At 59.4% G+C, this 14,941-nt stretch carries 15 protein-coding genes and 1 pseudogene; 9 read left to right on the top strand and 7 right to left on the bottom strand.

Features of this window, described 5'->3' with window-relative positions:
* Positions 1-108 precede the first annotated feature (108 nt).
* Positions 109-1,032 carry a LysR family transcriptional regulator gene (locus FFS64_RS17325; RefSeq protein WP_137806400.1) on the top strand — a complete coding sequence of 308 codons (924 nt, stop codon included), beginning with the start codon at positions 109-111 and terminating at the stop codon, positions 1,030-1,032.
* A 106-nt stretch (positions 1,033-1,138) separates the two neighbouring features.
* Here the strand turns inward: FFS64_RS17325 and FFS64_RS17330 are convergent, their stop codons facing one another.
* Together FFS64_RS17330 and FFS64_RS17335 are read right to left on the bottom strand one after the other, a co-directional pair.
* The gene (locus FFS64_RS17330; RefSeq protein ID WP_137806401.1) at positions 1,139-1,615 is read right to left on the bottom strand and encodes a hemerythrin domain-containing protein; all 477 of its coding nucleotides are present in this window, start codon (positions 1,613-1,615) and stop codon (positions 1,139-1,141) included.
* Positions 1,616-2,002: 387 nt separating this feature from the next.
* Positions 2,003-2,587, bottom strand: coding sequence for a hypothetical protein (locus FFS64_RS17335; RefSeq protein WP_137806402.1), 585 nt, complete (start codon positions 2,585-2,587; stop codon positions 2,003-2,005).
* Positions 2,588-2,783: 196 nt separating this feature from the next.
* On the opposite strand from FFS64_RS17335, the gene FFS64_RS17340 reads away from it, so the two are divergent.
* Positions 2,784-3,380 carry a hypothetical protein gene (locus FFS64_RS17340; protein ID WP_137806403.1) on the top strand — a complete coding sequence of 199 codons (597 nt, stop codon included), beginning with the start codon at positions 2,784-2,786 and terminating at the stop codon, positions 3,378-3,380.
* Positions 3,361-3,765, top strand: a complete 405-nt coding sequence (locus FFS64_RS17345) for a DUF1801 domain-containing protein (RefSeq protein WP_137806404.1) — start codon at positions 3,361-3,363, stop codon at positions 3,763-3,765. The genes FFS64_RS17340 and FFS64_RS17345 overlap by 20 nt, the downstream gene beginning before the upstream one ends.
* Positions 3,766-3,890: 125 nt before the next feature.
* Here the strand turns inward: FFS64_RS17345 and msrA are convergent, their stop codons facing one another.
* From msrA to FFS64_RS17360, 3 genes are read right to left on the bottom strand one after another with little or no spacing between them, the layout of a single operon-like run.
* Positions 3,891-4,397: a peptide-methionine (S)-S-oxide reductase MsrA gene (gene msrA / locus FFS64_RS17350; RefSeq protein ID WP_137806405.1), complete on the bottom strand. Its 507-nt coding sequence runs from the start codon at positions 4,395-4,397 to the stop codon at positions 3,891-3,893.
* A 52-nt stretch (positions 4,398-4,449) separates the two neighbouring features.
* A complete protein-coding gene (locus FFS64_RS17355; protein WP_137806406.1) occupies positions 4,450-4,938 on the bottom strand; it encodes a copper chaperone PCu(A)C in 489 nt (162 codons plus the stop codon).
* Positions 4,938-5,543 (bottom strand): SCO family protein, encoded by a 606-nt coding sequence (locus tag FFS64_RS17360; protein WP_137806407.1) that lies wholly within the window; start codon positions 5,541-5,543, stop codon positions 4,938-4,940. The genes FFS64_RS17355 and FFS64_RS17360 overlap by 1 nt, the downstream gene beginning before the upstream one ends.
* Before the next feature lie 242 nt (positions 5,544-5,785).
* Between FFS64_RS17360 and FFS64_RS17365 the strand changes: the two genes are divergently transcribed.
* The 4 genes from FFS64_RS17365 to FFS64_RS17380 all read left to right on the top strand — a co-directional run bounded on the left by FFS64_RS17365 (position 5,786) and on the right by FFS64_RS17380 (position 9,918).
* A complete protein-coding gene (locus tag FFS64_RS17365; protein WP_137806408.1) occupies positions 5,786-5,986 on the top strand; it encodes a YbdD/YjiX family protein in 201 nt (66 codons plus the stop codon).
* Positions 5,987-6,499: 513 nt separating this feature from the next.
* Positions 6,500-9,061, top strand: coding sequence for a nitrite reductase large subunit NirB (gene nirB / locus FFS64_RS17370; protein WP_137806409.1), 2,562 nt, complete (start codon positions 6,500-6,502; stop codon positions 9,059-9,061).
* Positions 9,061-9,435: a nitrite reductase small subunit NirD gene (gene nirD, locus FFS64_RS17375; protein ID WP_137806410.1), complete on the top strand. Its 375-nt coding sequence runs from the start codon at positions 9,061-9,063 to the stop codon at positions 9,433-9,435. Before nirB ends, nirD begins: the two co-directional genes overlap by 1 nt.
* 42 nt (positions 9,436-9,477) lie before the next feature.
* Positions 9,478-9,918 carry a CBS domain-containing protein gene (locus tag FFS64_RS17380; protein WP_137806411.1) on the top strand — a complete coding sequence of 147 codons (441 nt, stop codon included), beginning with the start codon at positions 9,478-9,480 and terminating at the stop codon, positions 9,916-9,918.
* Between the two features lie 85 nt (positions 9,919-10,003).
* Here the strand turns inward: FFS64_RS17380 and FFS64_RS17385 are convergent, their stop codons facing one another.
* Positions 10,004-10,435 (bottom strand): nuclear transport factor 2 family protein, encoded by a 432-nt coding sequence (locus FFS64_RS17385; protein WP_137806412.1) that lies wholly within the window; start codon positions 10,433-10,435, stop codon positions 10,004-10,006.
* A 293-nt stretch (positions 10,436-10,728) separates the two neighbouring features.
* Between FFS64_RS17385 and FFS64_RS17390 the strand changes: the two are divergent.
* Positions 10,729-10,920, top strand: a pseudogene (locus FFS64_RS17390) (methyl-accepting chemotaxis protein); the annotation flags it as partial.
* A gap of 137 nt (positions 10,921-11,057) precedes the next feature.
* Here FFS64_RS17390 and ilvD read toward each other — a convergent pair.
* Positions 11,058-12,740: a dihydroxy-acid dehydratase gene (gene ilvD / locus FFS64_RS17395; RefSeq protein WP_137806413.1), complete on the bottom strand. Its 1,683-nt coding sequence runs from the start codon at positions 12,738-12,740 to the stop codon at positions 11,058-11,060.
* Positions 12,741-13,146: 406 nt separating this feature from the next.
* On the opposite strand from ilvD, the gene mqo reads away from it, so the two are divergent.
* Positions 13,147-14,787 carry a malate dehydrogenase (quinone) gene (mqo, locus tag FFS64_RS17400; RefSeq protein WP_137806414.1) on the top strand — a complete coding sequence of 547 codons (1,641 nt, stop codon included), beginning with the start codon at positions 13,147-13,149 and terminating at the stop codon, positions 14,785-14,787.
* The last annotated feature ends 154 nt before the right edge of the window (positions 14,788-14,941 follow it).

Genomic DNA, 14,941 nt, shown 5'->3' on the forward strand with positions numbered 1-14,941 from the left:
CGGTTAACGATGGAAGGACTGTAGGTCCACGGGCTTGCCGGATAAACGCGCAACTGCAACTATCACTGTTCGTAAAAACCAAACAATCCGCCAGCTATTGGAGCAGGTATGGACCGTTTCGATGCGATGCAGGCATTTGCCCGGGTGGTGGAGGCGGGCAGCTTCACCAAGGCTGCCGAAACCCTGCACATGAGCAAGACCAGCGTGACGCAATTGGTGCAGCAACTGGAGGCACGCTTGCGGGTGAAATTGCTCAACCGCACCACGCGCAAGGTCAACGTCACTGCCGATGGCGCGCTCTATTACGAGCGCGTGGTGCGTCTGTTGGCCGAGCTGGACGATGCCGAAAGCAGCCTGTCGGGTGCCTCGGCAGTGCCCAGGGGCCGACTGCGGGTGGATGTGCCCAGCCCGCTGGCGAGCATGATCTTGATCCCGGCGCTGCCTGATTTTCACGCCCGATACCCCGACATCCAGATCGACATGGGCGTCAGTGACCGCATCGTCGATCTGATTGATGAGAACGTCGATTGCGTAGTGCGCGGCGGCGAGCTCAGCGATCAGTCACTGATGGCGAGGCGGGTGGGTGACTTGCAGCTCGGGGTGTTTGCGGCGCCGAGTTATCTGGAACGTGTCGGTAAACCCCTGCATCCACGGGAGCTGGAAGATTCCGATCATCGTATCGTCGGCTTCCTGTGGGCGCGCACCGGCCGGGCATTGCCATACGCCATGCGCAATGACAGTGAGAGCGTCCAGATCAGAGGTCGCTACGTGTTGGCCGTCGACGATGGCAATGCGTACATCGCGGCAGGCCTGGCAGGGATGGGGGTTCTCTGGTTGCCCGACTACATGTCCAGGCCCCATCTGGCACGTGGCGAACTGTTGCCCCTGTTCGAAGACTGGCGTCTCGATCCGATGCCGATCTACGTGGCCTTTCCCCCCAATCGGCATATCAGCCGCAAGGTGCGCGTGTTCATCGAGTGGGTCGCCGAGCTGATGGCTCAACATGCGCCGATCGCCGAACGCCGACCCTGATGCCGGCGTTCAGCGATTGGGGTTTTGGCCCCGGATGCAATTGATCGCCAACAGACAACCGCCGATCAATAACGCCGACGCGCCGGACTGAACAGCGCCAGCACCATCAAGCTGCGATGTTGCCGCCGTTCAGTTCTTTTTTACAGGACGCTTTCATCGTCTCCATCTGCTTGCCCAACTCCTCAAGTTGCGCTTTGCCCAAGAGCTTCCTGGCCTCGGGGAACATCTCTTTTTCCTCTTCTTCGATGTGATGCTCAAGCAGCTCCTTGACCACTTTTGCGCGGCCGGAAAACTCGACGCTGGCAGGATCGGTCATCTTGAGGTCCGGCATGACCAGCGAGTCGACCGTGCGGTGTTCTTCCTTGGCCTCGTAGTACATTTTTTCCTGTTCTTTACCGCCGGCTTTTTTGTAGGCCGGGTAGAGAATCTGTTCTTCGAGCCTGGTATGGATCGTGATTTCCATTTCTAGCTTTGCAATCAGCTCGGCGCGTTTTTTCACCGCGCGTTCGGTTGAATCTTCCAACTGAGTCAGGATGCCTTTCACTCGTTCATGGTCGGCTTTGAGCATGTCAATGGCGTTCATTATCTTGCCTCACTGTCACGGGAAGTGTTGCGCCGGTCGATGCCGGCACCCCTGGTTTCCAAACATAGGCAGCATTGACTGTGCCAATCGAATCGTGGGCGTAAATCCCTTTGCAATCAGTGTGTTGTTTTCCCCGCAGGTTGAACCTCGCCATGCAGGCTGCACGAATGACACCCTGCGCGCATTGCAAATAGCGGGTAGAAAGAGGGCAGTGGACGCTTGTTTTCTGGCCACTTCAAATGAATGCGGCCCGGGATATCCGGAGCAATGCTTGCTCCCATATTCACAATTGCGAGGTGTCTACTGTTTCAATTGCCTTGCGCCACCTTGCGCTCGTTCTCGTCGATTTTGATTTTGCGATGACCCGTTCGTTTTCGTCGGCTCTGTTCAAAGCGTGGTGTAGCCGAAATAAACAAGTGCGATCACAGCGGCAATGGAGAAAGCGCCCAAGGCCTTCGTCGTCGAGCGATTCGAGTGCATAGGACCGGCGGATCGTTGCAGGTGTGTGCCCAAATTCATGTTAGGGACAAAAAAGCCGTCCATGGTTGCCCTGTAAGTGTGGCGCAAGCCAATCAACAGAAACAGGATGATCAGGCCGAGGGCCAGTGCGCGGGTAATCGTCGGGTGGACCAGCGGCTCGGGAGTGTCTTCGGCGCAGGCCGCACTTTCGACTTCTGCGATGGAGATCCGTCCGTCATCCATTGACGCCGGCATGTTGCCCTCGAGGGTTTTTGCCTGTTGATCGAGGTCCAGCGCCTGATACTTCCAGAGCGTTGTCGAGCCTTCCCGGCAATAGGTGAAAGCGCCAGGGTTGGCGGCGGCGATAATGCACGCGTCGTTGATGCCGTGTTTCTTCAGGGTTTCGGTGGCTGCCCTGGTGAAGTCCAGTTCAAGGACGGGAATGACCCCGTCGGCACGCACCCCGGCGGATACCAGCAGGCCTCCCAGGAGGCAAAGGGTTGAAGTGTTCAAGGTTGAGTTTCCTTGTTTTTATCGGCCTGCTGATTGAACCGGCGATCGCTGCCTCGTTGTTGATGTAGTCTAGATCGCAATGGCAGTTTGATGATTGAAAATGCGCAATACTCACATTCATTTACGAACGACCGGTGGAGTGGCGAACAGTGTTTACCTGTGCCTTACTCGATGATTAAACCGGGGAGGGTTATGAATGCGACGCAGAGGCGCACAGTTCTGGCTATGGCTCAATAAACGCTTACCGGTGAAAACCTACGAAGACGTGTTGAACGACGGTCGGCAGATTGAAGTGCAGGCGCGCATCACGCTGGAGGGGATGACTCAGGTTTTTATCGGAATCTACGACGCCAGTGGTGGCGCCATGTTCGAAGCCTTTTCGGATCGCGGTTTCCGCGAGCCGCTCGCTTCGGCATTGAAATGGGGAGCGCGGCGGGCCCGGGAACTCGTGCTGGAGACCGAGCCATTCGTGGCCCCCCACCGGGCGCAACTGACATTGAGCCCGTTGATCACCGACGAAGCGGTACTGGCCCTGCGGCGGATGGAGATGACTGACAGCGAGCGCCTGAAAATCAAGGCCAGCGATGCCCAGGCTGAATATCACGCGGCCCATTCGGCCATGCTCGAACTGATGCGCTCGACGACCTCGGTCGACCCGCTGGTCTGGTCCGAACACCGCGAGCGGCTGCGACAGGCTATCGACCGCAGGGTCTGGGTCCAGCGCGGCTACCTGCTTTCAACAAAATCGTCACGCGTCGAGGACAACAGCCCTCATGAAAAAGGAAATCACTGACTCACAGGAAGAGACGGGCTCTGCCTCCGAGCGGATCGACGCGAAAATCCGCGAACTGAATGATTGGCGCGGCCAGACGCTGGCGCGGGTCCGGGCGCTGGTCAAGCAGGCCGACCCCGGGGTGGTCGAGGAAGTGAAGTGGCGCGGGGTACCCGTGTGGTCGCACGGCGGGATTATCTGCACCGGCGAGACCTACAAGAACGCGGTGAAGATGACCTTCGCCAGGGGCGCCGCGCTGGACGATCCTTCAAAGCTGTTCAACGCCAGCCTGGAAGGCAACACCCGACGTGCGATTGATCTGCATGAAGGTGACATCATCGACGCCGCCGCCCTGAAGGCGCTGATTCTCGCCGCCGTGGCGCTCAATACGTCAACGCGCAAATGAACGGGCGACGTAACCCCTGTAGGAGCGAGCTCGCGATAAACCTGAGAGCGACACGGGCATTCAGACGCCCCGCGTCATCGTTGACGTCCATCGCGAGCGAGCGTGCTCCTACAAGGGGTCAACCATCAGCGGCGTTTCGGCAGCGTCCAGTTTGGCCGGATGAAGTGGCAGGTATAGCCGCTGGGATAGTGTTCCAGATAGTCCTGATGCTCAGGCTCCGCTTCCCAGAACGGTCCGGCAGGCTCGATCTCGGTGACGACCTTGCCGGGCCAAAGGCCGGAGGCTTCGACGTCGGCAACGGTATCTTCAGCGATTTGCCGCTGTTCATCACTCAGGTAATAGAGTGCCGAGCGATAACTCGTACCCAGGTCATTACCCTGGCGATTTTTGGTGGTCGGGTCGTGGATCTGGAAGAAGAATTCGAGAATCTGGCGATAGCTGATCTGCTGTGGGTCAAAGACCACTTCGATCGCTTCGGCGTGGGTGCCATGATTGCGGTAGGTCGCATTGGGCACATCGCCGCCCGAGTAGCCGACCCGCGTGGCCAGCACGCCCGGGTAGCGTCGGAGCAGATCCTGCATACCCCAGAAGCAGCCGCCGGCGAGGATGGCGGTCTCAGTGTTCGTCGTCATGGTGCGCACCTCTTATCAGTGACCGGCCTCGTTGATCGAGGCCGTCAGACCCTCAATGCATTTTGCTGTGATCCATTTTGCTGTGATCCATCGCGCCAAGGGAACGGGCCTGGGCCTCGGCCTTGATCGTCTCTTTCTCGCCCTTGGCGTTTTCCACGGTCAGGGTCAGGGGGACTGTGCTGCCTTCTGCCACCTGGGCGGTCAGGTCCATCAACATGATGTGATAGCCACTGGGATCCAGGCTCACCGGTTTGCCTGCCGGCAACTCGACGGACTCGACCTGCCCCATGCGCATCACATCGTCTTTCATGCTCATCTGGTGGATTTGTACTGTCTTGGCGATCGGTGACTGCACGCTGAGCAACTTGCTGTCCGTGTCGGCCTGCAGGGTCATGAAGGCGCCGGTCGAATGCTGGCCGGCCACCGTGGCGCGAACCCAGGCGTCGTTGACCTGGGTTTGCGCGGACACTTGCCAGGCCAGGCCGATCAGGGACAGGCCCAGCACCAGCTGTTTGATACGGGGTGCGCAAAACGAAGTCATCAGCAGACCTCCATGACGGTGAGCAGGTCTTCTGCGCACTCTTGAGCGGTAAGGGATGCGGACAGGCCCAGGCGCAAATTGCCTCGGGAGTCGAACACGAAGCTGGTCGCGGTGTGGGACAGGGTGTAGGTATCGCCGCTCGGAACCTTTTCGAAGAATACGCCGAACTCCTTGGCGGTGGCGGCGGTTTCTTCCAGCGTGCCGGACAGCGCCTCGAAACTCGGATCGAAGGCCTTGACGTATTTGTCGAGCATTTCGGGCGTGTCGCGCTCGGGGTCCAGGGTGATGAAGATCACTTGCAGGCGTTCGCCATCGCGTCCCATCAGTTTCTTCGCCTGGGCCGCGCGGGCCAGGGTCGTCGGGCAGACGGCCGGGCATTGGGTGAAACCGAAGAAGATCATCGGCATCAGGCCCTGGTAGCTGCCCAGCATCCGGGTCTCGCCTTGGGCGTCCTTAAGCTTGAAGGAACGTCCCATGATCTTGTCGCTCAGATCCTTGCCGTACTTGAACGACAGCTTGCTGCTGTCATCGCAGCCAGCGAGCAGGCCAAGGCTCAGCAGGCCCATGCCGCGCAGGACCGTGCGACGGGTATACAACGTACTCATGGAAAAAAGCTTCCTGTGTAGCAACCGGAAAAACACAGTGCCTGACGGATCAGACGAAAAAAAGCGCAGGGATGTTAACAAACTGTTGCCCTGTGGCGCTCAATCGATCGCCCGCCGGTCCTGCGCCAAAAGGTCGCGGTCCCGGTGCTACACGAAGATACAAATGCCCTGCGCACGGACACATTGCAGATACATCGGCGCGGTTACATGGGGCCATCCAATCCCCCATAGAGAGCATTGCCATGTTCCATAAACTGAAGCAGGTCGCCCGGTTCTTCCGCCAAAGCGCACAGTCAATGGTGGGTGTTCCCGATTACGATAATTACGTAGCGCTCATGGCGGTCAAATCCCCGGGCGAGCCAGTCATGAGTTACGAGGCGTTCTTCCGTGAGCGCCAGGAAGCACGGTTCGGCCGGGGCAAGTGCAATACGCGGTGTTGCTGAACGCCCAGTCGAATCAATGCCTGCAGGAGCCAGGCTTGCCGGCGAAGACGTCCTTGAAAACGCCTTCGCCGGCAAGCCTGGCTCCTACAATAAAAACGATTTCACCCTCGATTTTTTAACGCTGCATGCACTTATATAAAGCGCGAAGCTTGATAGCGTGCACCAGTGCGTAGCGGTTTGCTGATCCATCTTCCCCTCGGCCACGCCCGGCCAGTTGAACACGACTCGCCTTGAAACCCGCCTGAACCGCCGCCCCCCGACCATTTCTCCAGCCCCGATCTTCGACTGGCACAAACCCTGCATTGATCCCCTCAAGCCCCTCTACATAGATGGGCAGCCCGCTCGGTCAACGACGATCGATCAACCGCACAGGTCGTGGGCAATATCGGTGGATCAGGCATGGCCGTCTGGTTTCAACACCGCAAAAGAACAGGCAAAGACGCCTGGAACCGCAAGGTTTCAGGCGTTTTTTTTTGCTTTTTGAACCGTGATGGGCTTGGGCAGGTGTCGTTTATGAATTCCAATGTAGCCACTTTGAACAAACTGCAAACGCTGGTCGTGATCGGCAATGGCATGGTCGGGCATCATTGTGTCGAGCAGTTGATCGAGCGCGGCGCTCTGGGGCGCTATCGCTTGCACGTCTTCAGCGAAGAGCCGATGCGTGCTTACGACCGTGTGCATCTGTCCGAATATTTTACCGGTCGCGATGCCGAGTCGCTGGCGCTGAGTGACGCCTCGCTGTACGAGACGCCCGGCGTCACGTTGCACCTGGGTGTACCGGTGCTGGAAATCGACCGTGCAAGGCGTCAGGTGATCACGGCCCAGGGTTGCGTGCCATACGACAAACTGGTCCTGGCCACCGGCTCTTATCCGTTCGTGCCGCCGATTGACGGCGCCGAAGGCCATTCGCGTCTGGTGTATCGCACCCTGGAAGACCTCGACGCCATCCGTGCCGCGGCAGCCAATGCCCGCCGTGGTGTGGTGGTCGGCGGTGGCTTGCTCGGTCTGGAAGCGGCCAATGCCTTGAAGAGCCTGGGCCTGGAAGCTCATGTAGTGGAATTCGCGCCACGCCTGATGCCGGTGCAACTGGACGATCTGGGTGGTTTGGCGCTCAAGGCGCAGATCGAACGGCTGGGCGTCGGGGTGCATCTGTCCCGCGCCACGCAATCGATCAGTGCGGGCGAGGACTATCGCTATCGCATGAATTTTGCCAACGATGAATTTCTGGAAACCGACCTGGTGGTGTTCTCCGCCGGTATCCGTGCCCAGGATGCGCTGGCCCGCCAGTGTGCGCTGGAGATCGGCCCGCGTGGTGGGGTGGTGATTGACGACACCTGCCTGAGCTGCGACCCGAACATCTACGCCATCGGTGAGTGCGCTTCATGGAACGGCAGCCTGTTCGGCCTGGTCGCCCCCGGCTACCAGATGGCGCGCAGCGTTGCGGCGCGGCTGTGTGAGGACCTTGCCGAGCCGTTCCAGGGCGCCGACATGTCGACCAAGCTCAAACTGCTGGGTGTCGATGTCGGCTCCATCGGCGATGCTCACGCCAATACGCCGGGCGCGCGCAGTTATCAGTTCATCGACGAGACGACCGCCAGCTATCGCCGTCTGGTGGTGGACGCCAGCGGCAAGCAGGTACTCGGTGCGGTGCTGATCGGCGACAACAGCTATTACGACACGCTGCTGCAATACATGCAGAACGCGATTGCCTTGCCATCCGAACCGGCTGCTTTGATCCTGCCATCGTCCGAAGGCGCGCCGACCCTCGGCCCTGGCGCCTTGCCGGAAACGGCCACCGTCTGTTCCTGTCACAACGTCACCAAGGGCGCCATCTGCTCGGCCATTGACGGCGGCTGCACCGATCTGGGCTTGCTCAAGTCGCAGACCAAGGCGTGCACCGGTTGCGGCGGTTGCGCCGGCCTGCTCAAGCAAGTCTTCGAACACGAGTTGATCGCCCGTGGCGTCAGTGTCGACAAGAGCCTGTGCGAGCATTTCGCCTACACCCGTCAGGAGTTGTATGCGCTGGTGCGGGTAGAAGGGGTGATCACCTTCGAAGAGTTGCTGGCCAAACATGGCCGTGGCCACACCGGTTGCGATGTGTGCAAGCCAGCGGTGGGTTCGATCCTGGCGTCGTGCTGGAACCAGCCGATCATGGACCCGTCGCTGGTGCCGTTGCAGGACACCAACGACACCTTCATGGCCAACATGCAGAAAAACGGCACTTACTCAGTCGTGCCGCGCATTCCCGGTGGCGAGATCACTGCCGACAAGCTGATCGCCATCGGTGTGGTGGCGAAGAAATACGACCTCTATACCAAAATCACCGGCGGCCAGCGGATTGACCTGTTCGGCGCCCAGTTGCATCAATTACCGGACATCTGGGGCGAGTTGATTGAAGCGGGCTTCGAGACCGGGCACGCCTACGGCAAATCGACCCGTACGGTGAAATCCTGCGTCGGCAGCACCTGGTGCCGCTACGGCGTGCAGGACAGCGTGCAAATGGCGCTGACCATCGAAGACCGCTACAAGGGCCTGCGCTCGCCGCACAAGCTCAAATTCGCGGTGTCCGGTTGCACCCGTGAATGCGCCGAGGCGCAAAGCAAGGACGTCGGCGTAATCGCCACCGAAAAAGGCTGGAACCTCTACATCGCCGGTAACGGCGGCATGCGCCCGCGTCATGCCGAACTGTTCGCCACCGATCTGGATGACGCGACGCTGATCCGCTACATCGACCGCTTCCTGATGTTCTACATCCGCACCGCCGACAAACTGCAGCGCACTTCGGTGTGGCGCGAAAGCCTGGAGGGTGGCCTTGACTACCTCAAGGACGTGATCATCCACGACAGCCTGGGCCTGGGTGCCGAGCTCGAGTCGCAGATGCAGCTGGTGGTCAACCGTTACGAATGCGAGTGGGCCAACGCCCTCAAGGATCCGGAAAAACTCAAGCGCTTCCGCACCTTCGTCAACGATAAACGCCCGGACCCGGACATTCACTTTGTCCAGGAACGCGGTCAACGGCGCCCGATCATGGCCGCCGAACTCAACCTGATCCCTGTCACCGAGGAGAGCGCCTGATGACTCAGTCCAATACCCAACGCCTTGAAACCGGCTCGTCTGCCCACTGGCAATCGGTGTGCAGCCAGCAGGACCTGGTGAACGACTCTGGTGTAGTGGTGTGGCTGGACGGCGCGCAAGTGGCGCTGTTTTATCTGCCGGGCATCGAGGGCAAAAAACTCTACGCCATCGACAACCACGACCCGCAATCGGGGGCCAATGTCATCGGCCGCGGCCTCGTCGGCAGCATCAAGGGCGACCTGGTGGTGGCATCGCCCATCTACAAACAGCATTTCCGCCTGGAAGACGGCACTTGCCTGGAATACCCGCAACAGCGTCTGCGGGTCTGGCCGGTGCGGTTGAACGAGGGGAGGGTGGAAGTGGGGGTGGTTTGACTTCAAGGTTGGCCTTGTACGCCGATACCGCAGGAGACCGATATGAAAACAGCTGCGCAGTTGCTCAAACTCAAGATCGTTCAGAACCAGCAGGTGCACAGCATCGCACCGGATGCCATGGTGCTTGAGGCCGTGAAGAAAATGGCCGAAAAGAATGTCGGGGCCCTGCCGGTGATTGAAGAGGGCCAGGTAGTTGGCGTGATCAGCGAGCGCGACTATGCACGCAAGGTGGTGTTGCTGGGGCGTTCATCGGTAGGCACGCCGGTCAGGGCGATCATGAGTTCGCCGGTGATCACCGCGGACAGCCAGCAGAGCATCGAACATTGCATGGCGGTCATGACGGACAGCCACCTGCGGCACTTGCCAGTGGTGGAGAACGGCGAGCTGATCGGTTTGCTGTCGATTGGCGATCTGGTCAAGGAAGCCATCGTCGAACAGGCCGACTTGATTCGACAGTTCGAACACTACATTCGCGGGCACTGAAAGCCGCTTTTAATCGAGTGGAGCGCAAAAGGGGATGGATCGGCGCGTTAACGCCGCATCCGCCCTTTTTTGCGTTACGCCGACATCAGAATTTAAACGCCTGTCGTCCTACCAATAGCCATTTCCCGTGCTGCTTCTGCCAGATCTGAAAGTTTTCGATTTCCGTCGGAACCACTTCGGTACCTTTGAGGGCCTGAGCCGAGAAGTGGTGGCGAACCAGCGCGACATCACCGGAAACGGTGATGGTCTGATTCTGCATTTCAAGGGTCTTGAACGCGCTTTTTCCGGTTTCGATGTCGGCGATGAACGCCTGTTTGTCCTGGATCTTGCCACTGGAATGCCCGTAGGTCAGGTTCTCGGCAGTCAGCGCCCGAAGTTGCGCGATGTCCTTGTGCAGCATGGCGTCGGTCAGGTGGTCGACAGCTTGCGCGACGTCTTTGTCGCTTGGCGAGGCTGCCGCTGCCACGTAGCCGCTGAACAGGCAGAGAAAACCGATCAGCACGTTGACTTTTTTCATGGATGCTTCCTTATTGTTGTAGGTTGTCGTACAACCTAGCAGGTTTCTTCTTAAATGGAAGATGGGGGCAGCGATTGGTAGAGGACGGTGACCTACCGCATGTCGACAAAACCGCAAAACCCGGGCTCCGGCTGTCAATTACCGCTCGGGCCAGTCGATAACCTCTTCAGCAATGGGCCTTCTTCAGAGGATGAAGCCACCCAAACGACAAACGTGCGAAAAGAGGAACCACAGAGTGTCCATAAAACTGTGTTTACTGTTGCTGATCGACACTGGCGTGCTCACTGCGCTGACTGGTCAATGACATCAGCCGGACCATCGGCGAACAGAGCCTGGCCAGCAATGAAATCGCCCATCAGGTGGAAATGATTGCCAGGATGTCCGAAGGCAACAGCAAGGTGATCGGGCAGACGGCTTCGACGACGGATGAGTTGTCGTTGTTGGCGGGTAAGTTGTCGCAGTCGGTGGATCGATTCCGCCTCTGATACACCCTGTCATTTTGTGCTGTCATTCAGGGCCTCTTCGCGAGCAGTCTCTCTCCCACATGGGGCTTTGCGCACCCTCCATTGTGGGAGCGAGCCTGCTCGCGCGGGCGATAGCTCAGTCAACGCTGGACCAAGGGCTAAAGATACTTATCCGTCACAGCCCCCTCCGAAGCACTGGACACCGTCTTGGCATACTTGGCCAAAACCCCGCGCTTGTACTTCGATTCCGGCCGCACCCAACGGGTTTTGCGCCTGGCCAATTCAGCATCCGACACATCCACCGTAATCTGCCGGGTTTCGGCATCAATGGTGATCCTGTCGCCATCTTCGATCAACGCAATCGGCCCGCCTTCAAAGGCTTCCGGCGTGATATGCCCCACCACGAAACCATGGGAGCCGCCGGAAAAACGTCCATCGGTAATCAGCGCCACGTCTTTGCCCAGGCCCTTGCCCATCACCGCCGAGGTGGGTGAAAGCATTTCGCGCATGCCCGGCCCGCCCTTGGGTCCTTCGTAGCGAATCACGATCACATCGCCCGCTTTCACTTCGCCGTTGAGAATGCCGGCCAGCGCACCTTCCTCACCGTGATAGACCCGCGCCGTGCCTTCAAAGCGCAAACCCTCCTTGCCGGTGATCTTGGCCACCGCGCCGGTGGGCGAGAGGTTGCCGCGCAGGATCACCAGGTGCGAGTCCTTCTTGATCGGCTGGTCGAAGGGCAGGATCACGTCCTGGCCGGCGGGGTAGTCGGGCACGTTTTCCAGGTTCTCCGCGAGGGTTTTGCCGGTGACGGTCATGACGTCGCCATGCAGCATCCCGGCGCCCAGCATGCGTTTCATCAAGGGCTGGATGCCGCCGATAGCCACCAGTTCGCTCATCATGTATTTGCCGCTGGGGCGAAGGTCGGCGACCACCGGCGACACCTTGCCCAGTTCGACGAAGTCATCCAGGGTCAGTTCGACGCCCACCGCGTGGGCCATGGCCAACAGGTGCAACACGGCATTGGTGGAGCCGGCGAGGGCGATCACCACGCGGATCGCGTTTTCGAAGGCCTTGCGGGTCATAATGTCCCGGGGTTTGAGATCGAGCTTGAGCAGTTCCATGACCTGCTGCCCGGCGCGGAAACTGTCCGAAGCCTTGTCGCTGCCCACGGCATCCTGGGAACTGGAGCCGGGCAGGCTCATGCCCAGGGCCTCGATGGCCGAAGCCATGGTGTTGGCGGTGTACATGCCACCGCAGGAACCGGGGCCGGGAATCGCCACTTCCTCGATCTGCTTGACCTGGATCTCGCTGATGTCGCCGCGCGCATGCTGGCCCACGGCTTCGAACACGGAAATGATGTCGGTGTGACCGGCCCCCGGGCGGATGGTGCCGCCATAAACGAAGATCGACGGCCGATTGAGCCGCGCCATGCCGATCAGGCAGCCGGGCATGTTCTTGTCACAACCGCCCACGGTCACCAGCCCGTCGAAGCCTTCGCAACCGGCCACCGTCTCGATGGAATCGGCGATCACTTCCCGCGACACCAGCGAATACTTCATGCCTTCGGTGCCGTTGGCGATGCCGTCGGAAATGGTGATGGTGTTGAAGATCACCCCCTTGGCACCGGCGGCATTCGCACCTTTTTCGGCTTCGATCGCCAGCTTATCGATGTGCATGTTGCACGGCGTGACCATCGCCCAGGTCGAGGCAATGCCGATCTGCGGCTTGGTGAAGTCGTCGTCGGTAAAGCCCACGGCACGCAGCATGGACCGGGCCGGTGCGGCTTCGACGCCATCGACCACTTCTGAGGAATACTTGCGCAGATCGTCTTTATCGCTCATGGCTTTTTCTCCTATCGCTCATGGCTGTTCCTCACACGCTCATCTAGAGAAAGCCCCGATCAGTATAGAAGGCCAGGCGTGGCTGCCCGGACTATCCGGTCGTGAACAGACGCGCGGGTTTGCCATGTCGTGATATTCTTCGCCCCAACTTGGTTTGACCTATTCAGTTTGCGTGTCCTCCAGATGCGCCGACGGAATCACTGTCGCTCAAGTAGCTGAAGCCAAAAAAGATAAAAAGTCAGTTCAGTAGGGACATATAACTTGGGGTCGATGCAGTCAGTCGGCCTTGTGTGCCCACCCTGCGATCCTTATGTGCGAGCCCCGCGACAGCCAGCCTGTCTGTCGTCATCAAGGGGCCTGGTACGGGGATGGCAGGGCGGATGGCGTTTTATCATAGGTGCTACAGATGTTTAAGAAAGTGAACACAGCCCTGCTGGGGTTGGCGTTGTCGTTGGGGATCACGACAGCCCAGGCGGAAGAAGCCAAAAAAGTCGATGTGCTGCTGATTGGCGGCGGCATCATGAGCGCGACCCTGGGTGTGTGGCTCAATGAGCTGGAACCCGGCACTTCGATGCAGATGATCGAGCGCCTCGACGGCGTCGCCCTGGAAAGCTCCAACGGCTGGAACAACGCCGGTACCGGCCACTCCGCGCTGGCCGAGCTGAACTACACCCCGGAAGACGAAAACGGCAAGGTTTCGATCCCGAAGGCCGTTGAAATCAACGAAGCCTTCCAGATCTCCCGTCAGTTCTGGGCCTGGCAGGTTCGCCAGGGCGTGCTGAAGAACCCGCGTTCGTTCATCAACGCCACACCGCACATGAGCTTTGTGTGGGGCGATGACAACATCAAATTCCTGAAAAAGCGCTACGAAGCCCTGCAAGCGAGCCCGCTGTTCGCCGGCATGCAGTACTCCGAAGACCCGGCTGTGATCAAGAAGTGGGTCCCGCTGATGATGGAAGGGCGTGACCCGAACCAGAAAATCGCGGCCACCTGGAGCCCGCTCGGCACCGACATGAACTTCGGCGAAATCACCCGCCAGTTCGTGGCTCACCTGCAAACCACGCCGAAATTCGACTTGAAACTGTCCAGCGAAGTGCAGGACATCATCAGGAACGAAGACGGCAGCTGGCGCGTCAGCTACAAAAACCTGAAAGACGGCAGCAAAACCGAAACCGATGCCAAGTTCGTGTTCATCGGCGCCGGCGGCGGTGCCCTGCACCTGCTGCAGAAGTCCGGCATTCCTGAAGCCCGGGAATACGCAGGCTTCCCGGTGGGTGGTTCGTTCCTCGTGACCGAAAACCCAAGCATTGCCGAGCAACACCTGGCCAAGGCCTACGGCAAAGCCTCGGTTGGTGCCCCGCCGATGTCGGTTCCACACCTGGACACCCGCGTGCTGGACGGCAAGCGCGTGATCCTGTTTGGCCCATTCGCGACCTTCAGCACCAAGTTCCTGAAAGAAGGTTCGTACCTGGACCTGCTGACCACCACCACCACGCACAACGTGTGGCCGATGACCAAGGTCGGCATCAAGGAATACCCGTTGGTCGAGTACCTTGCCGGTCAACTGATGCTGTCTGACGAAGACCGCCTCAATGCCCTGAAGGAATACTTCCCGAACGCCAAGGCCGAAGACTGGCGCCTGTGGCAAGCGGGCCAACGCGTGCAGATCATCAAGCGTGACGAAGCCGCCGGTGGCGTGTTGAAGCTCGGCACCGAAATCGTCGCTGCTGCGGACGGTTCGATTGCCGGTCTGCTGGGCGCATCGCCAGGCGCATCGACCGCGGCACCGATCATGCTGACCGTGATCCAGAAGGTGTTCAAAGACAAGGTCGCGACTCCTGCCTGGCAGGAAAAACTGCACCAGATCGTGCCGAGCTATGGCACCCAGCTGAACAGCGATCCGGTGAAAGTGGCAGAAGAGTGGGCCTATACCTCCAAGGTCCTGGAACTGCCTGCGCCGCCGGTGATTGGTCAGGTGGCTCCGGCTGTTGACGTGGAAAAAGCCAAGCCTGTGAAAGAGAATGCAGCGACTGATATGGCGCTGTAATCCGGTTGTCCCGCCATTGCGGCGGGACTGACTGAACCGCAGAAAAGAAAGCCCGTTGAACCGGTGATGGTCAGCGGGCTTTTTCGTTGGTGGGATATTTGGTTTTTCATGAACTCACCGGTAACGGTGGGAGCTGGCTTGCCAGCGATGGCGG

The sequence above is a fragment of the Pseudomonas sp. G(2018) genome, assembly GCF_005502415.1.
Taxonomy (GTDB): domain Bacteria; phylum Pseudomonadota; class Gammaproteobacteria; order Pseudomonadales; family Pseudomonadaceae; genus Aquipseudomonas.